We start from the raw sequence: 16,601 nt of genomic DNA, 5'->3' as shown, positions 1-16,601 counted from the left end.
AAAATAATAGCAATGTCCACGACCACCTATCCTCTGCTTTCGCTGGTGAATGACCCGGCCGACCTGCGCCGCCTCTCGCGGCCAGAGCTCAAGACGCTGGCGACGGAGTTGCGCGCCTTCTTGCTCGACAGCGTGTCCAAGACCGGCGGACACCTCAGCTCCAACCTGGGCACGGTGGAGCTGACCGTGGCCTTGCACCATGTGTTCAACACGCCCTACGACCGTCTGGTGTGGGACGTGGGTCACCAGACCTATCCGCACAAGATCCTCACCGGTCGGCGTGACCGCATGTCCACGCTGCGCCAGCTCGGGGGGCTTTCGGGCTTCCCCCAGCGCGCAGAGAGCGAGTACGACACCTTTGGCACGGCCCACTCCAGCACCAGCATCTCGGCCGCGCTGGGCATGGCGCTGGCGGCGCAGCGCAAGGGCGAGCAGCGCCAGGTGGTGGCCATCATCGGCGACGGAGCCATGACCGCAGGCATGGCGTTCGAGGCGCTCAACAACGCGGGCGTGGCCGATTGCAACCTGCTCGTCATCCTCAACGACAACGACATGAGCATCAGCCCCCCGGTGGGCGCGCTCAACCGCTACCTGGCCCAGCTCATGAGCGGCCAGTTCTACGCTGCGGCCAAGAACGTGGGCAAGACCGTGCTCAAGAATGCACCGCCCCTGTTCGAGCTGGCCAAGCGCCTGGAGCAGCAGGCCAAGGGTATGGTGGTGCCCGCCACGCTGTTCGAGAAGTTCGGCTTCAATTACATCGGGCCCATCGACGGGCACGACCTTGATTCGCTCATCCCCACGCTGGAAAACATCAAGAGCCTGCAAGGCCCGCAGTTCCTGCATGTGGTCACCAAGAAGGGCCAGGGCTACAAGCTGGCCGAGGCCGACCCCGTGGCCTACCACGGCCCCGGCAAGTTTGACCCCCGCGTGGGCCTTACGCAGCCCGCCACGCCACCCAAGCAGACCTTCACCCAGGTGTTTGGTCAGTGGCTGTGCGACATGGCGGCACACGACAGCCGCCTGGTGGGCATCACGCCCGCCATGCGCGAAGGCTCCGGCATGGTCGAGTTCCACCAGCGCTTCCCCGAGCGCTACTACGACGTGGGCATTGCCGAACAACATGCCGTCACGTTCGCCGCCGGCATGGCCTGCGAAGGCGCCAAGCCCGTGGTGGCCATCTACTCCACCTTTCTGCAGCGTGGCTACGACCAAATGATCCACGACGTGGCGCTGCAAAACCTGCCCGTGGTGTTTGCCCTGGACCGCGCGGGCCTGGTGGGCGCAGACGGCGCCACGCACGCTGGCGCGTACGACATCCCCTTTGTCCGCTGCATTCCCAACATGGCGCTGGCCTGCCCGGCCGATGAGCGTGAGTGCCGCCAACTGCTCGGCACTGCCTATGCCCAGAACCACCCCGTGGCCGTGCGCTACCCGCGTGGTGCGGGGGTGGGCGTGGCGCCGCTGGCAGGGCTGGATGCGCTGCCCTACGGCAAGGGCGAAATCCGCCGCACGCGCCAGGCGGCCGCAGACGGCAAGACGCCGCGCATTGCCATCCTGGCCTTTGGCACGCTGCTGTACCCTGCGCTGGAGGCCGCACAGGCCCTGGATGCCACGGTGGTGAACATGCGCTGGGCCAAGCCGCTGGACGAGGCGCTGCTGCTCGAAGTGGCCCAGAATCACGACGCTCTGGTCACGGTGGAGGAGGGCGCCCTGATGGGCGGAGCAGGCAGTGCCGTGCTGGAAGCCTTGCACGCACATGGCGTGCAGCGCCCGGTGCTGTGCCTGGGTCTGCCCGATGTGTTCATCGAGCACGGCGACCCCGCGCGCCTGCTGGCGCTGCAGGGGTTGGATGCCGCGGGCATCCAGCGCTCCATCGAAGCGCGGTTCCTGTCCACATCAGCACGCTGACGCGTCTGCGTGATGCTTGCAGAAGCCTGAACGCCCGCCTGCGCGCGGGCGTTTTTGCGGGGAAACCCTCACGGGATTGACGGGGGTGGTTCCTACAATGGCCACGGCTTCCACAAGTCCATGGCCTGCCGCGTGATAGCAATGTGGTGTGGCGCGTGTTGTGCAACATACCTTCGGAGAAAACCATATGGATCGTCGTTCACTCATCCAGCGTGCTGGTATTGCTGGCGTGCTCGCAGCTGGCGTGGCACCTGCTGTGCATGCCCAGGCCGCCATTCGCTGGCGCCTTGCTTCCAGCTTCCCCAAATCGCTGGACACCATCTATGGCGGCGCCGATGTGTTTGCCAAGGCGGTCAAAGCCATGTCGGGTGGCAAGTTTGAAATTTCGGTGCATGCGGGCGGCGAGCTGATGCCTCCGTTCGGCGTGCTCGATGGCGTGCAAAGCGGCACGGTCGAGATGTGTCACACAGTGCCGTACTACTTCTACGGCAAGAACCCTGCCTTTGCTCTGGGTTCGGCCATTCCCTTCGGCTTCAACGCGCGCCAGATGAATGCCTGGATGATGCATGGCAATGGCCGCAAGCTGATGAACGAGTTCTACGCCAACTTCAACGCCATCAGCTTTGCCGGTGGCAATACCGGCACCCAGATGGGTGGCTGGTACCGCAAGGAAATCAAGAGCCCTGCCGACTTCAAGGGTCTGAAGATGCGCCTGGGCGGTGGTCTGGTGGGCGAGGTCATGCAAAAGCTGGGCGCCGTGCCCCAGAGCATTCCTGGCGGCGAAATCTACCAATCGTTGGAAAAGGGCACGCTGGACGCCTGCGAATGGGTGGGTCCGTACGACGACCAGAAGCTGGGCTTCAACAAGGTGGCACCGTTCTACTACTACCCCGGTTGGTGGGAAGGCGGTCCGGAGGTGGACCTGTTCGTCAACAACAAGGCCTTTGACAGCCTGTCGGCGGAAAACAAGGCCATCATCGAGGCAGCATCGGCCCTGGCCCACAACGACATGTTGTCCAAGTACGACTCCCTGAACCCCGGTGCGCTCAAGCAGTTGGTGGCTGCCAAGACCAAGGTGCTGCCCTTCCCGCAAGCGGTGCTGGAGGCGTCGTTCAAGGCATCGATGGAGGTGTTCGAAGAGAACAACGCCAAGAGCCCCGAGTGGAAGAAGATCTACGCCGACATGCGCAACTTCCAGCGTGACCAGATCCTCTGGTTCCGTTTTGCGGAATCGCGCTTTGACACCTTCATGTCGTCCAAGAAGCTCTGATCCTTGGACGCAGCGGCTGCGGGGGCTTGCGCTCCCCAGCTTCTCACAGCCCGCCTGGCACCCGCCACGCGGGCTTTTTGTTGGGCAAGTTAGAATGCAGGTTATCGTTGACCCTTCCACAAGAGCGAGAAAGGCACCCTGGTTATGACACCGCGAACTCGTTGGAGCCCTTCCACCTGCCGTTGAGGCGGGCTGTTCGCGCCTGTTCGTGAGACCTTTCTTACCCTTGCACAGCGCGGACGTCCTCCGCGCTTTTTTGTTTTTTGGGGTACGGAGACACCGCCCCCCAGTTGACCGATTCGAAAGACACCCATGATCCAAATCACGCTTCCCGATGGCTCCCAGCGAGAGTTTCCCGGCCCCGTCACTGTGGCCGAGGTGGCCGCTTCGATCGGCACGGGTTTGGCCAAGGCCGCGCTGGCGGGCAAGATCGGCGACAAGGTGGTGGACACGAGCTACACCATTGCCCAGAACAGCCCGCTGGCCATTGTCACGGCCAAGGACGCTGAGGGCCTGGAAGTGATTCGCCACTCCACGGCCCACTTGCTGGCCTATGCGGTCAAGGAGCTGTTTCCCGATGCCCAGGTCACGATCGGCCCCGTCATCGAAAACGGGTTTTACTACGACTTCTCGTACAAGCGTCCCTTCACCCCCGAAGACTTGGCCGCCATCGAAAAGCGCATGGCCGAACTGGCCGCCAAAGACGAGCCTGTGGTGCGCCGCGTGCTGCCACGCGATGAGGCCGTGGCTTACTTCAAGGGCCTGGGCGAGCACTACAAGGCCGAGATCATCGCCAGCATTCCCAGCAACGAGGACGTGAGCCTGTACCGCGAAGGCGCCTTCGAAGACCTGTGCCGGGGCCCCCACGTGCCGAGCACGGGCAAGCTCAAATTCTTCAAGCTCATGAAGGTGGCCGGCGCCTACTGGCGCGGCGACCACCGCAACGAGATGCTCCAGCGCGTCTATGGCACGGCCTGGGCCACCAAGGACGAACTGCAGCAGTACCTCACCATGCTGGAAGAGGCCGAGAAGCGCGACCACCGCAAGCTCGGCCGTGAGTTGGACCTGTTTCACATCGACGAACACTCGCCTGGCACCGTGTTCTGGCACCCCAAGGGCTGGACGCTGTGGCAGGAAGTGGAGCAGTACATGCGTCGCGTGTACCGCGAGAACGGCTACCAGGAGGTCAAGGGTCCGCAGATCCTGGACAAGACCCTGTGGGAAAAGACGGGGCACTGGGACAAATACCGCGACAACATGTTCACGACCGAGAGTGAGAAGCGCGACTACGCCCTCAAGCCGATGAACTGCCCGGGCCACATCCTGATCTTCAAGCAGGGCATCAAGAGCTACCGCGACCTGCCGCTGCGTTACGGCGAGTTTGGCCAGTGCCACCGCAACGAACCTACGGGCGGCCTGCACGGCATCATGCGCGTGCGTGGCTTCACGCAGGACGATGGCCACATCTTCTGTACCGAAGAGCACATCCTGGGTGAATGCACGGCGTACACGACGCTGCTGCAGAAGGTTTACAAGGACTTCGGCTTCGAGAGCATCATCTACAAGGTAGCCACGCGCCCCGAGGCGCGCATCGGCTCCGACGAGAGCTGGGACAAGGCCGAGCATGCACTGATGGAAAGCCTGCGTGCTTCCGGCTGCGCGTTCGAGATCGCGCCGGGCGATGGCGCCTTCTACGGCCCCAAGATCGAATACACCCTCAAGGACGCCATCGGCCGCCAGTGGCAGTGCGGCACCATGCAGGTGGATTTCTCCATGCCCGAGCGCCTGGACGCCGAATACGTGGGCGAGGATGGTGCCCGCCACCGCCCTGTGATGTTGCACCGCGCCATCGTCGGCAGCCTGGAACGCTTCATCGGCATCCTGATCGAGCAGCATGCCGGTGCCCTGCCAGCCTGGCTGGCGCCGGTGCAGGTGGCGGTGCTCAACATCACCGATGCGCAGGCAGACTACTGTCGCGAAATTGCCCAAAAAATCGAGAAAGCAGTACCCCAGAATCCGCTGCGCGTGGCCCTCGATCTGCGTAACGAAAAGATTACGTATAAAATACGGGAGCATTCCATGCAGAAATTGCCCTTCATTGTGGTCGCTGGCGACAAAGAACGGGCATCTGGAGCCGTCGCAGTGCGTGCCCGGGGCAACAAGGACTTGGGCGTCATGCCAGTCGATGCATTCATCGAACTCATCGTCCAGGCCGTTGCATCCAAAGCCTGACCGGAATTGAGCCCGTAAGCCGTGTGCTTGCGGGTTTTTCCTGTGCCGCTGCGTTTTGTCGTGTTTTTGATCAAGGGTGAAAGCCATAGCTACTGAATTTCGTGACCGTCGCCAGCGTGAAGAGCGCAAGCACCGCCTGAACCGCGAGATCACCGCGCCCGAAGTGCGCCTGTCCGGGCCGGAGAACGAGCCCATCGGAGTGGTCAGCCTCATGGAGGCGCTGCGCATGGCGGGCGACCTGGATGTCGATCTGGTCGAAATTGCCGCAACGGCCAATCCGCCGGTGTGTAGGCTCATGGACTATGGCAAGTTCAAGTACCAGGAGCAAAAGCGCGCGGCCGAAGCCAAGGCCAAGCAAACGGTCATTGAAATCAAGGAAGTGAAGTTCCGTCCGGGCACCGACGATGGCGACTACAACATCAAGTTGCGCAACATCCGCCGGTTCCTTGCTGAAGGGGACAAGTGCAAGATCACGCTGCGCTTCCGTGGCCGTGAGATCACGCACCAGGAACTGGGTCTGGCGCTGCTCAACCGTTTGCGCGATGACCTGGCCGACTCCATCCTGGTGGAGCAGTTCCCCAAGCTCGAAGGCCGCCAGATGATCATGATGATCGCCCCGGCGCGCAAGAAGGCAGGCGCCAAGTCTGCGACCGAGGCAGCAGGAAGTGCAGAGCAGGTGGGCTGAGTAGCCCGCCGAGAATCGAATCTGGCGACGGTGGCAGCAATGCCGGTGTCGCCAAGATCCGCAGCGGAAGACGCTGCGGCCCTGGCGGGCGAAAGCCCGCCATGAAAAGTGGCTCGGGGCCAACAAGTTTGCAAGCAGGTTTGCAAACGCCTCACGAGCACAAAAAAGAGGAGCATTCACATGCCCAAAATGAAGACCAAGAGCAGCGCCAAAAAGCGCTTCCGCGTTCGTCCGGGTGGTACCGTCAAGCGCGGTCAAGCCTTCAAGCGTCACATCCTGACCAAGAAGACCACCAAGAACAAGCGCCAACTGCGTGGTATCACTGCCGTTCATGAGACCAACATGGGTCACATGGCACAGATGCTGCCCTTCGCTGGCCTGTAATCAACTGACGAACAAGGAGTACTCACATGCCTCGCGTCAAACGTGGTGTAACGGCCCATGCCCGTCACAAGAAGGTTCTGGCCCTTGCCAAGGGTTTTCGCGGTCGCCGCGGTAATGTCTTCCGTGTCGCCAAACAGGCGGTAATGAAGGCAGGGCAATATGCCTACCGTGACCGCCGTGCCAAGAAGCGCGTGTTCCGCCGCCTCTGGATTGCCCGTATCAACGCCGGTGTGCGTGAACTGGGTCTGACCTACAGCCAGTTCGCCAACGGCCTGAAGAAGGCTGCCATCGAGATCGACCGCAAGATGCTGGCCGACCTCGCAGTGCACGACAAGGCTGCCTTCGGCAGCATCGTGGAGCAGGTCAAGGCCAAGCTGGCTGCCTGAGTTCCCGGCGAGCAACTATCATTTTGATAGCTGCTAGCGCACAAACTACAAGGGCTAGGGCTTTGAAAGGCACTAGCCCTTGTTTCTTTTTTGAAGTACGCATATGAACGAGTTGGACTTGCTGGTCGAAAGTGCGCGTGAGCAGTTTGCGCACAGTGCCACACCCGCCGATCTGGAAAACGCCAAGGCCCAGTTTCTGGGCAAGGCCGGTCGCGTGACCGAGCTGATGAAGGGCATGGCCCAGCTTTCCGTCGAAGAGAAAAAGACGCGCGGGGCTGCCATCAACCTGGCCAAGCAAGCCATCGAAGCGGCGCTCAACGAGCGCCGCCAGGCGCTGCAGGATGCCCAGTTGCAGGCCCAGCTCAAGGCCGAGGCGCTCGACGTCACTCTGCCGGGGCGCCAGCGCGGCGCGGGCGGGCTGCACCCGGTGTCGCTGACGCTGGAGCGCATCCAGGGCATTTTCGGGTCCATGGGCTTCGATGTGGCCGAAGGCCCCGAGATCGAGACCGACTGGTTCAACTTCACGGCCCTCAACACGCCCGAGGACCATCCCGCACGGTCGATGCACGACACCTTCTACATCGAAGGCGGCACACCCGGTGCGCCCAACCTGCTGCGCACCCACACCAGCCCGGTGCAGGTGCGCCATGCGGTGCAGCATGTCAAGCAGCACCGTGCCTTGCTCGACGCAGGCCAGTCCATGCCCGAGATCCGCGTGATCGTGCCTGGCCGCACCTACCGCGTGGACAGCGACGCCACGCACTCGCCCATGTTCCACCAGTGCGAAGGCCTGTGGATTGGCGAGAACGTCAGCTTCAAGGACCTGAAGGTCGTGTTCACCGCGTTCTGCCGCACCTTCTTCGAGAGCGACGACCTGGTGCTGCGCTTCCGTCCCAGCTTCTTCCCGTTCACCGAGCCCAGCGCCGAAATCGACATCCAGTTCCAAGACGGGCCGCTCGCCGGCCGCTGGCTCGAAGTGGCCGGCTCCGGCCAGGTGCACCCGAATGTGGTGCGCAACATGGGCCTGGACCCCGAGCGCTACATCGGCTTTGCCTTCGGCATGGGGTTGGATCGCTTCACCATGCTGCGCTATGGCGTGAACGATTTGCGCCTGTTCTTCGACGGCGACATCCGTTTCCTGTCGCAGTTCCAGTAATGCAAAAAGGTGAGCTGCCAGCGCACGCCCACATTGGGTTTGAGGCTGTTTTCATGCTGAAAACCAATCCTGAAAAGCGCCAGCAGCTCTCTTTTTAAGAGCACGCCAAAGAAGTCTGACTATGCAATTTCCTGAATCCTGGTTGCGCGAGTTCTGCAACCCGCCGCTTTCCACCCAAGAACTGGCCGACGCCCTGACCATGGCGGGGCTGGAGGTCGAAGAACTGCAACCCGTCGCGCCCCCGTTCACCAAGATCGTGGTGGGCGAGATCAAGGACGCCCAGCAGCACCCCAACGCCGACCGCCTGTGCGTGTGCCAGGTGGACGTGGGCCAGGGCGAGCTGCTCAACATCGTTTGCGGCGCGCCCAATGCGCGCGTGGGCATCCGCGTGCCCTGCGCCCTGGTGGGCGCCGAACTGCCGCCCGGCGAGGACGGCAAGCCCTTCCTCATCAAGGTCGGCAAGCTGCGCGGCGTGGAAAGCCAGGGCATGCTGTGTTCGGCACGTGAGCTCAAGCTCTCCGAAGACCACGGCGGTCTGCTGGAGCTACCGCTCGACGCCCCGCTGGGCCAGGACATCCGCCAGTACCTGAATCTCGACGACACGCTGTTCACGCTCAAGCTCACGCCCAACCTGGCGCATTGCCTCAGTGTTTACGGCGTGGCGCGCGAAGTGGCCGCCCTGACCGGCGCGCCCCTGAAGACGCCCGCGTTCCCTGCCGTGGCCGTGGCGCTGGACGACAAGCTGCCCGTGAAGATCAGCGCCCCCGACCTGTGCGGGCGTTTTTCCGGCCGCATCGTGCGCAACGTCAACACGCAGGCCAAGACCCCGCAGTGGATGGTGGACCGCCTGGCGCGCTGCGGCCAGCGCAGCGTGACTGCGCTGGTGGACATTTCCAACTACGTGATGTTCGAGCTGGGCCGCCCCTCGCACATCTTCGACCTCGACAAGATCCACGGCGGCCTCGATGTGCGCTGGGGCAAGGCGGGCGAACAGCTCAAGCTGCTCAACGGCAACACCGTCGAAGTGGACGAGAAGGTCGGCGTGATCGCCGACGACCACCAGGTCGAGTCGCTCGCCGGCATCATGGGCGGCGACGCCACGGCCGTGTCCGACGACACGCGCCACATCTACGTCGAGGCCGCGTTCTGGTGGCCCAAGGCGATCGCCGGCCGCTCGCGCCGCTACAACTTCTCCACCGACGCCGGCCACCGTTTCGAGCGTGGTGTGGACCCGCAGCTCACCGTGGAGCACATTGAGCGCATCACCCAGCTCGTCATCGAGATCTGCGGCACGCCTGAGACTGTCTGCGGTCCGGTGGTGGACCAGCAGGTGGCCATGCCCCAGCCACAGCCCGTGACGCTGCGCGTGGCGCGCGCGGCCAAGGTCATCGGCATGCCGCTGACGCAGGCGCAATGTGCCGATGCCTTGCAGGGCCTGGGCCTGCCGGTCACGCTGGGCGAGGGCACGGTCACCGTGGCGCCCCCCTCGTACCGCTTCGACCTCGCCATTGAGGAAGACCTGATCGAGGAAGTGGCCCGCATGGTGGGCTACAACCACCTGCCCACCACGCCGCCGCTGGCGCCCATCACGCCCAAGCTGCAGCTGGAAAGCCAGCGCAGCCCGTTTGCGGTGCGCCGCATGCTGGCCGGGCTGGGCTACCAGGAGACCATCAACTTCTCCTTTGTGGAGGAGCGCTGGGAGCGTGAACTGGCCGGCAATGCAGACCCGATCCGCCTGCTCAACCCCATTGCCAGTCAGATGAGCGTGATGCGCTCCAGCCTGCTGGGGTCGTTGCTGCAGGTGCTGAAGTTCAACACCGATCGGCGTGCCGAGCGCGTGCGCGTGTTCGAACTGGGCCGGGTATTTTTGCGCGATGCCTCGGTGGCCAACACCGACACCACCGTTCAGGGCTATCACCAACCCATGCGTGTGGCCGGGCTGGCCTATGGTGGCGTGGATCTGCTGCAATGGGGGCGCAAAGAGCAGGCGGTGGATTTCTTTGACGTGAAAGGGGATGTCGAGGCATTGCTGGCGCCGTTGAGTGCACGCTTTGAGCCTGCCGAGCATCCGGCCATGCACCCTGGGCGCTGTGCGCGCGTGTGCCTGGGCGAGCGGGTCATCGGCCATGTGGGCGAGCTGCATCCCCGCTGGCGCCAGGCCTGGGAGCTGCCCCAGGCGCCCGTGCTGTTCGAGCTGGAGCTCGATGCCGTGCTCCAGCGCCCGGTGCCCCGTTTCGCCCCCGTACCCAAGCACCAGATGGTGGAGCGCGACCTGGCCGTGGTGGTGGCGGAAGCCGTCACGCATGGCGCTATCATGGGCGCGATCCGGGCGGCACTGCCTACCGAGTTGCTGCGCGATGCCGTGCTGTTTGATGTGTTCCGTCCGCAGCAGGGCAAGGGCGTGCAGGTCGGATCGGCCGGGCTGGAGCTGGGTGAGAAGAGCCTGGCGGTGCGCCTGACCCTGGGCGGCCATGCGCCGCTGACCGAAGCGGACATCGATGCGGCTGTGCAGGCCGTGTTGGCTCAACTCAAGGCCCAGGTGGGTGCAAGGTTGCGTGGATGATGCTGGAACGGAGCAACGAGGTGATCGAATTTGCCGTCGAAAGTCTGGAAACACCCGCGCTGACCAAGGCGCAGTTGGCGGACTTGCTGTTTGAGCACATTGGCTTGAACAAGCGCGAGTCCAAGGACATGATCGATGCCTTTTTCGACCTGATCGCCCAAAGCCTGGTGGATGGGCAGGACGTCAAGCTCTCGGGTTTTGGCAATTTCCAGATCCGCACCAAGGCCCCGCGCCCAGGCCGCAACCCGCGCACGGGCGAAACCATTCCCATTGGAGCGCGCCGGGTGGTCACGTTCCACGCCAGCAGCAAACTCAAGGAACAAATCCAAGGCACCGTGGACTGACGTGCTCCGGGCTGCCGCGACTGTGGTTCATTCGCCGCAGTGCGGTGGCGTGTTGCCCAGGTCTGAGGTACGCTTGACGGTTTGGCATCGGCATGGTCGCTGCTGCCAGCCTTTTGTGGCTTTGTCCAACCATGGGTACTGTGCTCCCCTCTATTCCAGCCAAGCGCTACTTCACCATTGGTGAGGTGGCCGAGCTGTGCGGCGTCAAGCCCCATGTGCTTCGCTACTGGGAGCAGGAATTCACGCAGTTACGGCCCATGAAGCGGCGTGGCAATCGGCGCTACTACCAGCACCATGAGGTGCTGATGATTCGCCGCATTCGCGACCTGCTGTATGACCAGGGCTTCACCATCAGCGGTGCGCGCAACAAGCTGCAGGAAATGCTTCATGCGCAGCGCAGCACCACGACCACGGATGCAGACATGGACGGCGGTGTCCCGCAGGATGAATCTTGGGCCAGTGCGGTGCAGCCTTCTTCGGCGCTGGCGCTGCACGACATGGCTGCCGTGCGCAAGGAGCTTATTGAAATTCGGCAGATGCTTTCGATTGATGGCTGAAAACTGGTATATAATCTAACTCTTGTCGGCGTGTAGCGCAGCCTGGTAGCGCACTTGCATGGGGTGCAAGGGGTCGCGAGTTCGAATCCCGCCACGCCGACCATTTTTCACCGAAGACAACGGGTTACAGTAGAAATGCTGTAGCCCGTTTCTTTTTTGTGTCCCTGGATTTGCGCGGTGTGCACTTCCAGTGCGCTTATCGGAGTTTGCCATGGACAAACATTACCTGACCCCTCTGTTTGCACCACAGACAGTGGCCGTTTTTGCCGGCCGTGACGAGGACGAGGGATTGCAGCATCCCCAGGCCAAGGCTTTGCACGAGGCGCTGCGCGCCCAGCGCTTCACCGGGCGACTGGTGTTTCTGGACATCCACACGTCTGGCACGCTGGCCGATTTGGCGCAGAGCAGAGCCGATCTCGCCATCATTGCACTTCCCCACGAAGACATTCGCACCGCACTGGAAGTCGCGGGCCGCATGGGGTGCCGTTCCGTGATGGTGATTTCCAGCGGCATTGGTGCCGACCTGGCTGCGCAGTTGCGCGAAATTGCCGAGAACGAGGGCATGTTTCTGCTGGGTCCCAACTGCATGGGCCTGCAGCGACCTGCCTTGCAGCTCAACGCCAGTGTGGCGGGGCCGCTGGCGCGCGCGGGCTCATTGGCGCTGGTGTCGCAATCGGGTGCGTTGACGGCATCCATCCTGGATTGGGCACGCAACAATGCGGTGGGCTTTTCCTCCGTGGTGTCGGTGGGCCCGAACACAGCGATTGACATCGCCCAGGTATTGGATTTTCTGGCTTCCGACCCGCAGACGCACAGCATCGTGGTGTACCTGGAGGGCATCTCCAACGCACGCCGCTTCATGAGCGCCCTGCGCTCTGCGGCCAATGCCAAGCCCGTGGTGGTGCTCAAGGCCGGGCGCAAGCCTGCCGGCAACGAGGCCGCGCAAACCCACAGCGGCGTCATCGTGGGCAGCGACGATGTGTTCGACTCCGCGTTGCGCAGGGCGGGTGCCGTACGGGTGCGCTCTTTCGTCGCACTGTTCTCTGCCGCCAAGTGTCTTGCGTCGCGCTACCGCCCGGTGGGCAAACGTCTGGCCATCGTGACCAACGGGGGCGGGCCTGGCGTGCTGGCTGCCGATTGGGTCAACGAAATTCTGCTGGACCTGGGGCGCCTGTCGCCCGAGAGCGTGGCAGCACTCAAGCCCCAGTTGCCTGCACTGGCATCCCTGGCCGATCTCATCGATCTGTCCGAGGAGGCCACCCCTGAGCACTACCGCCTGGCCATTGACGCTGCATCGCGCGATAGGCAGATTGATGGAGTGTTGGTCATCCATTCGCCCAAGTACGGTGTTGATCCGGCCGAAATTGCACGTGCTGTGGCCGATGTCAAACGCCAGATGAGCAAGCCGCTCCTGTCGTGCTGGATGGGCGACGCCACGGTGGTTCCTGCCCGTGGCGTGCTGCTGGAAGCCTCCATTCCCAATTTCCGCACGCCCGAAGCTGCTGTGGGCGCTTTCGGCAACATTGCATCGTTCCACCAGAACCAGCAACTGCTGCAACAAACACCGCCGCCGTTGTCGGCCATGGCGCGGCCCGACATTGAGGGTGCGCGCCTGCTGATTGAAAGCGTGCTGGCCGAGCGCCGCAAGGTGCTTACCGAGATGGAATCCAAGACGTTGCTGGCGGCGTTCCACATCCCGGTCACGCGCACCATCCTGGCGCGCTCTGCGCATGAGGCCATGATGATCGCCACGCAAATGGGCTTTCCGGTGGCGCTCAAGATCGATTCGCCCGACATCCTGCACAAATCGGATGTGCAGGGCGTGGCGCTGAACATCATGAACGGCGCCAGCGCCCGTGACACCTATACCGACATGGTGCAACGCGTGGCTCGGCTACAGCCCCATGCGCGCATCAACGGGGTGACGGTGCAGAACATGGCGCCCACCCGGCGTGGCCGCGAGGTGTGCATTGGTCTGGTCACCGACGATCCGTTCGGCCCGGTGATCTCCTTCGGTGCGGGGGGCACGATGATCGAGCTGATCAACGACCGTGCCATGGAATTGCCACCGCTGAACCAGTTCCTGGCGCGCAGCCTGATCCAGCGCTCGCGCGTTGCCGAAACCCTGGGCGAATGGCGTGGTTCGCGGGCCGTGGACCTGGAGGCGCTGGAGCAGGTGTTGCTGCGCGTGTCTGAAATGGTGTGCGAGTTGCCGCAGCTGCGCGAGATGGATATCAACCCCATCATCGTGGACGAATCGGGTGCGGTGGCGGTGGACGCGCGCATTGTGGTGGACCATGCTCCCCAGGTGGCGGGTGGGGCGTCCAGTCGCTACAACCATCTGGCCATCCTGCCGTACCCGGCACGCTACGAGCAGATCTGGCCGCTGCGCGGTGGAGGTGAATACACCGTGCGTCCCGTGCGCCCGGATGATGCCCAGATGCTGCAGGAGCTGGTGCAGAACCTCTCGCCCGAGAGCCGCTACTTCCGCTTTGTTTCGACCATGGCCAAGTTGCCGCCGGCCATGCTGGCGCGCTTCACGCTCATCGACTACGACCGCGAAATGGCATTGGTCGCGGTGGTCAAGAACCGCCAGGTGGATGACGATGGAATGGTGCACGAGACCGAGCGCATCGTCGGTGTCTCACGCTACGTGACCAACCCCGACCTCACCAGCTGCGAGTTCGCGCTGGTGGTGGCTGACGACTTCAGCGGCAAGGGCATGGGCTCGCGGCTCATGCTGAGCATCATGGATGTGGCGCGCGACAAGGGCCTGGCAACGATCGAGGGCCTGGTGCTGGCCAACAACCCGGACATGCTCAAACTGATGCGCAACCTGGGCTTCTCGATCAAGGCCTACCCGGACGATCCGGAGTTCAAGCTCGTGACGCACGCGCTGTGACCAGCGCGTGCGGTCAGGGTGCCTCTCTGGTCTATCAGTGTGGCATCTGGATGGCTTTCCAGCCTGCATGGTCAAAGTACTTGCCATAGGCGTTCACCGCCTGGGCTACCTTGACCACGCCTGAGGCGCGCTTCTTGTCGCCTTGTTTGCCCTGGGCGATTTCCATGCCCTCGCTCATGTCTGCCACGATGGTGTGGAGTTGAGCGTCGGCCTTGGGATCGAGCTTGCAGTTTTCCACGATGTAGGCGATCTGTGCAGACACGGTTTGGCCAAACGCGTCATAGTCCGAGGCCTTGGCCTTGCCGGAATGGGCTGCCGGCAAGGTCTGCGACACCGACGCGTGGATGGTTGTCATGCCCTGGCGCAGTGCGTCGTCAGTGCTCCATTTCTTGCCTGCATTGAGCTCCAGTTTGTGGGGGGCGGCTTTTCCATGGTCATGCGCGTCGGCAGCGAATGCGCCCATGGGGGCTGCGAGAGCGATGGCAAGAAGCAGGGGCAGGGTGGGTTTCATCAGGTGCTCCAAAAGAGATTGAACAAAGGAGGTGCGCCACGCGGCGCGACCTTGCCTTCTTCAACGAACCTCGGAGCCAAATGTTCCAAGCTTTTTTGCAGGTGCTTTGATTTCACTCGCGATGCAGCAATTCTTCCTCGGAGGATTCCTGCGCATAGCGACGCAGCAGCAGTTCCATCAAACGGACACGCTGCGCTTCGTTGAGCAGTGCGCGCTCGGCCAGCAGTTGGGCAATCACGCGCTGTTGCTGTTCGGCCTGCAAGCGTGCGATGGCGGCTTGCTCGGCGTCGATCGCCTGCCGGTCTGGGGCCGCGGCGAAGATGTGGCGCACCAGTGCTTCCCGGTGCTTGCGGATGGCGTTCCAGTTGGCCGAGACTTCGGTGAGAAAGCCGGGCTCCAATTGCTGCCAGTGCTGCCGTTGTTCGCCGGTCAGTTCCAGATAGTCCTGCAGATTCACAGGGGCCTCGTGGGCGGTCGCAGGCGGATCTGCGGGGGGTGGTTGACGCAAGACCAGCGCTGCCACGACGCCCAGATTCAGCGCGAGCGAAATGGCCAACAGAGAACGTGTCCAAGTGGCGTGGTTCATGGCATTCCTTTCGAAAGTCGGCAGATCTCGCTGACCGTGCAGAGACCGCCAGGGGGAACCGGATCAAAAACGCGCACCGAGACAGAGGGCCGCGCCACGACGGCCGATCCACCACCGACCAGCAGTCCTCCGAGCCATATGCCCGAGGCCAATGCCATGCCTGTTGCGAGACCGGCGGGCAACCAGCGGATCCAGTCTCCAGCCTGCATGTGCCAGGGCCTGCGCCGGTTGGGCGCCGGGCGTGACAAGCGCTCTTCCAGGTGGCGGGCCACGTCAAATCCCAGCGGGGGGGATGGCAATGTGCGCAGCCCCTGTCGCAAGGCCACGAAGCCGTCGAGCTTTTGCTGGCAATGCACGCAGGTCTGCAGATGGAGCGCGATGGCGCGCTGCTCCGAGGCCTCCAGGATGCCGTCGGAATAGGCGGAAAGTTCTTCTGTGCAAGGGCAGGTCATGGTGGTGTCTCCGGTCAGGGCGGCATATGCTCCAAAAGTCCAGCGCGCGCGCGTGCCAGGCGCGATTTCACGGTGCCCAGATGGATGCCGAGCACTGCGGCAATGTCCTCATAGCCCAGGTCTTCGATCTCCCGGAGCAGCAAAATTTCCCGGTGCTCGGCCGGAAGCCTGGCCAGGGCCCGCTCCAAGGCGTGCAGGCGTTGCGTGGTCTGCAAGGCGGCCTCAGGGGTGGGGCCGGCATCCTGAATGCCCGATGCCTGCTCTTCTTCCAGCGTCACGAATTCGACGCGCCGGGATCGGCGCAACTGATCAAAGGCCAGGTTGCGGGCGATCTGGAACAACCAGGTGGAAAAGCGCGCCTGCGGGCGCCAGCGGCCCAACGCCTGGTAGGCGTTGAGGAAGGTCTCCTGCGTCAAATCCAGCGCGTCGTCCGGCGATCGCGTCAGCCGTGCGAGAAAGCGGTAGATGCGGTCCTGATGGCGCGACACCAGCTCTGAAAACGCCAGCACATCGCCCTGCTGGGCGCGGGCGATGCACTCGCTTTCATCAAGATGGCGGCAGGATTTCATGGTGGACGACCATGTCAACGAACCAGCGGCGCAAATGTTCCCGGTTTTTCGTTGGCAAGTCAGACGGAGGCCGTGTCCCTGCTTGGGAGCAGCCAG

The 16,601-nt window shown here is 63.2% G+C and carries 15 protein-coding genes and 1 tRNA gene; 12 read left to right on the top strand and 4 right to left on the bottom strand.

Translation table 11 applies throughout. The features are described from left to right. Positions 1-12 precede the first annotated feature (12 nt). The 12 genes from dxs to MJ602_RS05855 all read left to right on the top strand — a co-directional run bounded on the left by dxs (position 13) and on the right by MJ602_RS05855 (position 14,387). Entirely contained in the window at positions 13-1,908 is a 1,896-nt protein-coding gene (gene dxs, locus MJ602_RS05910; protein WP_243019949.1) for a 1-deoxy-D-xylulose-5-phosphate synthase, read from the top strand. A gap of 187 nt (positions 1,909-2,095) precedes the next feature. Continuing rightward, positions 2,096-3,178: a TRAP transporter substrate-binding protein gene (locus MJ602_RS05905; protein ID WP_162015597.1), complete on the top strand. Its 1,083-nt coding sequence runs from the start codon at positions 2,096-2,098 to the stop codon at positions 3,176-3,178. Between the two features lie 312 nt (positions 3,179-3,490). Further along, positions 3,491-5,410: a threonine--tRNA ligase gene (thrS, locus tag MJ602_RS05900; protein WP_243019948.1), complete on the top strand. Its 1,920-nt coding sequence runs from the start codon at positions 3,491-3,493 to the stop codon at positions 5,408-5,410. 76 nt (positions 5,411-5,486) lie between these two features. Next, complete coding sequence (infC, locus tag MJ602_RS05895) at positions 5,487-6,095, top strand: translation initiation factor IF-3 (RefSeq protein WP_243019947.1); 609 nt, start codon at positions 5,487-5,489, stop codon at positions 6,093-6,095. A gap of 180 nt (positions 6,096-6,275) precedes the next feature. Continuing rightward, the gene (gene rpmI, locus MJ602_RS05890; protein ID WP_162015600.1) at positions 6,276-6,479 is read left to right on the top strand and encodes a 50S ribosomal protein L35; all 204 of its coding nucleotides are present in this window, start codon (positions 6,276-6,278) and stop codon (positions 6,477-6,479) included. Positions 6,480-6,505: 26 nt separating this feature from the next. Beyond that, on the top strand, positions 6,506-6,865 hold the full coding sequence (gene rplT / locus MJ602_RS05885) for a 50S ribosomal protein L20 (protein WP_162015601.1): 360 nt from the start codon (positions 6,506-6,508) through the stop codon (positions 6,863-6,865). A 103-nt stretch (positions 6,866-6,968) separates the two neighbouring features. Continuing rightward, complete coding sequence (gene pheS, locus MJ602_RS05880) at positions 6,969-8,021, top strand: phenylalanine--tRNA ligase subunit alpha (protein WP_162015602.1); 1,053 nt, start codon at positions 6,969-6,971, stop codon at positions 8,019-8,021. Between the two features lie 121 nt (positions 8,022-8,142). Next, on the top strand, positions 8,143-10,584 hold the full coding sequence (gene pheT, locus MJ602_RS05875; RefSeq protein ID WP_243019946.1) for a phenylalanine--tRNA ligase subunit beta: 2,442 nt from the start codon (positions 8,143-8,145) through the stop codon (positions 10,582-10,584). Continuing rightward, positions 10,581-10,928 (top strand): integration host factor subunit alpha, encoded by a 348-nt coding sequence (locus MJ602_RS05870; protein ID WP_162015604.1) that lies wholly within the window; start codon positions 10,581-10,583, stop codon positions 10,926-10,928. Before pheT ends, MJ602_RS05870 begins: the two co-directional genes overlap by 4 nt. Positions 10,929-11,059: 131 nt before the next feature. Beyond that, positions 11,060-11,485, top strand: coding sequence for a MerR family transcriptional regulator (locus MJ602_RS05865; RefSeq protein ID WP_162015605.1), 426 nt, complete (start codon positions 11,060-11,062; stop codon positions 11,483-11,485). A gap of 26 nt (positions 11,486-11,511) precedes the next feature. Next, positions 11,512-11,588 (top strand) — tRNA-Pro (locus MJ602_RS05860). A 108-nt stretch (positions 11,589-11,696) separates the two neighbouring features. After that, positions 11,697-14,387 carry a bifunctional acetate--CoA ligase family protein/GNAT family N-acetyltransferase gene (locus MJ602_RS05855; protein WP_243019945.1) on the top strand — a complete coding sequence of 897 codons (2,691 nt, stop codon included), beginning with the start codon at positions 11,697-11,699 and terminating at the stop codon, positions 14,385-14,387. Between the two features lie 34 nt (positions 14,388-14,421). Here the strand turns inward: MJ602_RS05855 and MJ602_RS05850 are convergent, their stop codons facing one another. The 4 genes from MJ602_RS05850 to MJ602_RS05835 all read right to left on the bottom strand — a co-directional run bounded on the left by MJ602_RS05850 (position 14,422) and on the right by MJ602_RS05835 (position 16,505). Beyond that, positions 14,422-14,898, bottom strand: coding sequence for a hypothetical protein (locus MJ602_RS05850; protein WP_243019944.1), 477 nt, complete (start codon positions 14,896-14,898; stop codon positions 14,422-14,424). A gap of 112 nt (positions 14,899-15,010) precedes the next feature. Further along, entirely contained in the window at positions 15,011-15,484 is a 474-nt protein-coding gene (locus MJ602_RS05845; protein ID WP_243019943.1) for a Spy/CpxP family protein refolding chaperone, read from the bottom strand. After that, the gene (locus tag MJ602_RS05840; RefSeq protein WP_162015609.1) at positions 15,481-15,936 is read right to left on the bottom strand and encodes an anti-sigma factor family protein; all 456 of its coding nucleotides are present in this window, start codon (positions 15,934-15,936) and stop codon (positions 15,481-15,483) included. The genes MJ602_RS05845 and MJ602_RS05840 overlap by 4 nt, the downstream gene beginning before the upstream one ends. Positions 15,937-15,950: 14 nt before the next feature. Then, positions 15,951-16,505 (bottom strand): sigma-70 family RNA polymerase sigma factor, encoded by a 555-nt coding sequence (locus tag MJ602_RS05835; protein WP_243019942.1) that lies wholly within the window; start codon positions 16,503-16,505, stop codon positions 15,951-15,953. Positions 16,506-16,601: the final 96 nt, after the last annotated feature.

Source organism: Simplicispira sedimenti (genome assembly GCF_022760965.1).
Lineage (GTDB): Bacteria > Pseudomonadota > Gammaproteobacteria > Burkholderiales > Burkholderiaceae_C > Simplicispira > Simplicispira sedimenti.
The sequence above is the reverse complement of the archived record's forward strand: the minus strand, read 5'-3'. Positions and strand labels throughout refer to the sequence as shown.

Excerpts from the sequence above, each read along its gene's own strand:
- dxs (WP_243019949.1), top strand. The coding sequence starts at position 13 with ATGTCCACGACCACCTATCCTCTGCTTTCGCTGGTGAATGACCCGGCC.
- MJ602_RS05905 (WP_162015597.1), top strand. The coding sequence starts at position 2,096 with ATGGATCGTCGTTCACTCATCCAGCGTGCTGGTATTGCTGGCGTGCTC.
- thrS (WP_243019948.1), top strand. The coding sequence starts at position 3,491 with ATGATCCAAATCACGCTTCCCGATGGCTCCCAGCGAGAGTTTCCCGGC.
- rpmI (WP_162015600.1), top strand. The coding sequence starts at position 6,276 with ATGCCCAAAATGAAGACCAAGAGCAGCGCCAAAAAGCGCTTCCGCGTT.
- rplT (WP_162015601.1), top strand. The coding sequence starts at position 6,506 with ATGCCTCGCGTCAAACGTGGTGTAACGGCCCATGCCCGTCACAAGAAG.
- pheS (WP_162015602.1), top strand. The coding sequence starts at position 6,969 with ATGAACGAGTTGGACTTGCTGGTCGAAAGTGCGCGTGAGCAGTTTGCG.
- pheT (WP_243019946.1), top strand. The coding sequence starts at position 8,143 with ATGCAATTTCCTGAATCCTGGTTGCGCGAGTTCTGCAACCCGCCGCTT.
- MJ602_RS05870 (WP_162015604.1), top strand. The coding sequence starts at position 10,581 with ATGATGCTGGAACGGAGCAACGAGGTGATCGAATTTGCCGTCGAAAGT.
- MJ602_RS05865 (WP_162015605.1), top strand. The coding sequence starts at position 11,060 with ATGGGTACTGTGCTCCCCTCTATTCCAGCCAAGCGCTACTTCACCATT.
- MJ602_RS05855 (WP_243019945.1), top strand. The coding sequence starts at position 11,697 with ATGGACAAACATTACCTGACCCCTCTGTTTGCACCACAGACAGTGGCC.
- MJ602_RS05850 (WP_243019944.1), bottom strand. The coding sequence starts at position 14,898 with ATGAAACCCACCCTGCCCCTGCTTCTTGCCATCGCTCTCGCAGCCCCC.
- MJ602_RS05845 (WP_243019943.1), bottom strand. The coding sequence starts at position 15,484 with ATGAACCACGCCACTTGGACACGTTCTCTGTTGGCCATTTCGCTCGCG.
- MJ602_RS05840 (WP_162015609.1), bottom strand. The coding sequence starts at position 15,936 with ATGACCTGCCCTTGCACAGAAGAACTTTCCGCCTATTCCGACGGCATC.
- MJ602_RS05835 (WP_243019942.1), bottom strand. The coding sequence starts at position 16,505 with ATGAAATCCTGCCGCCATCTTGATGAAAGCGAGTGCATCGCCCGCGCC.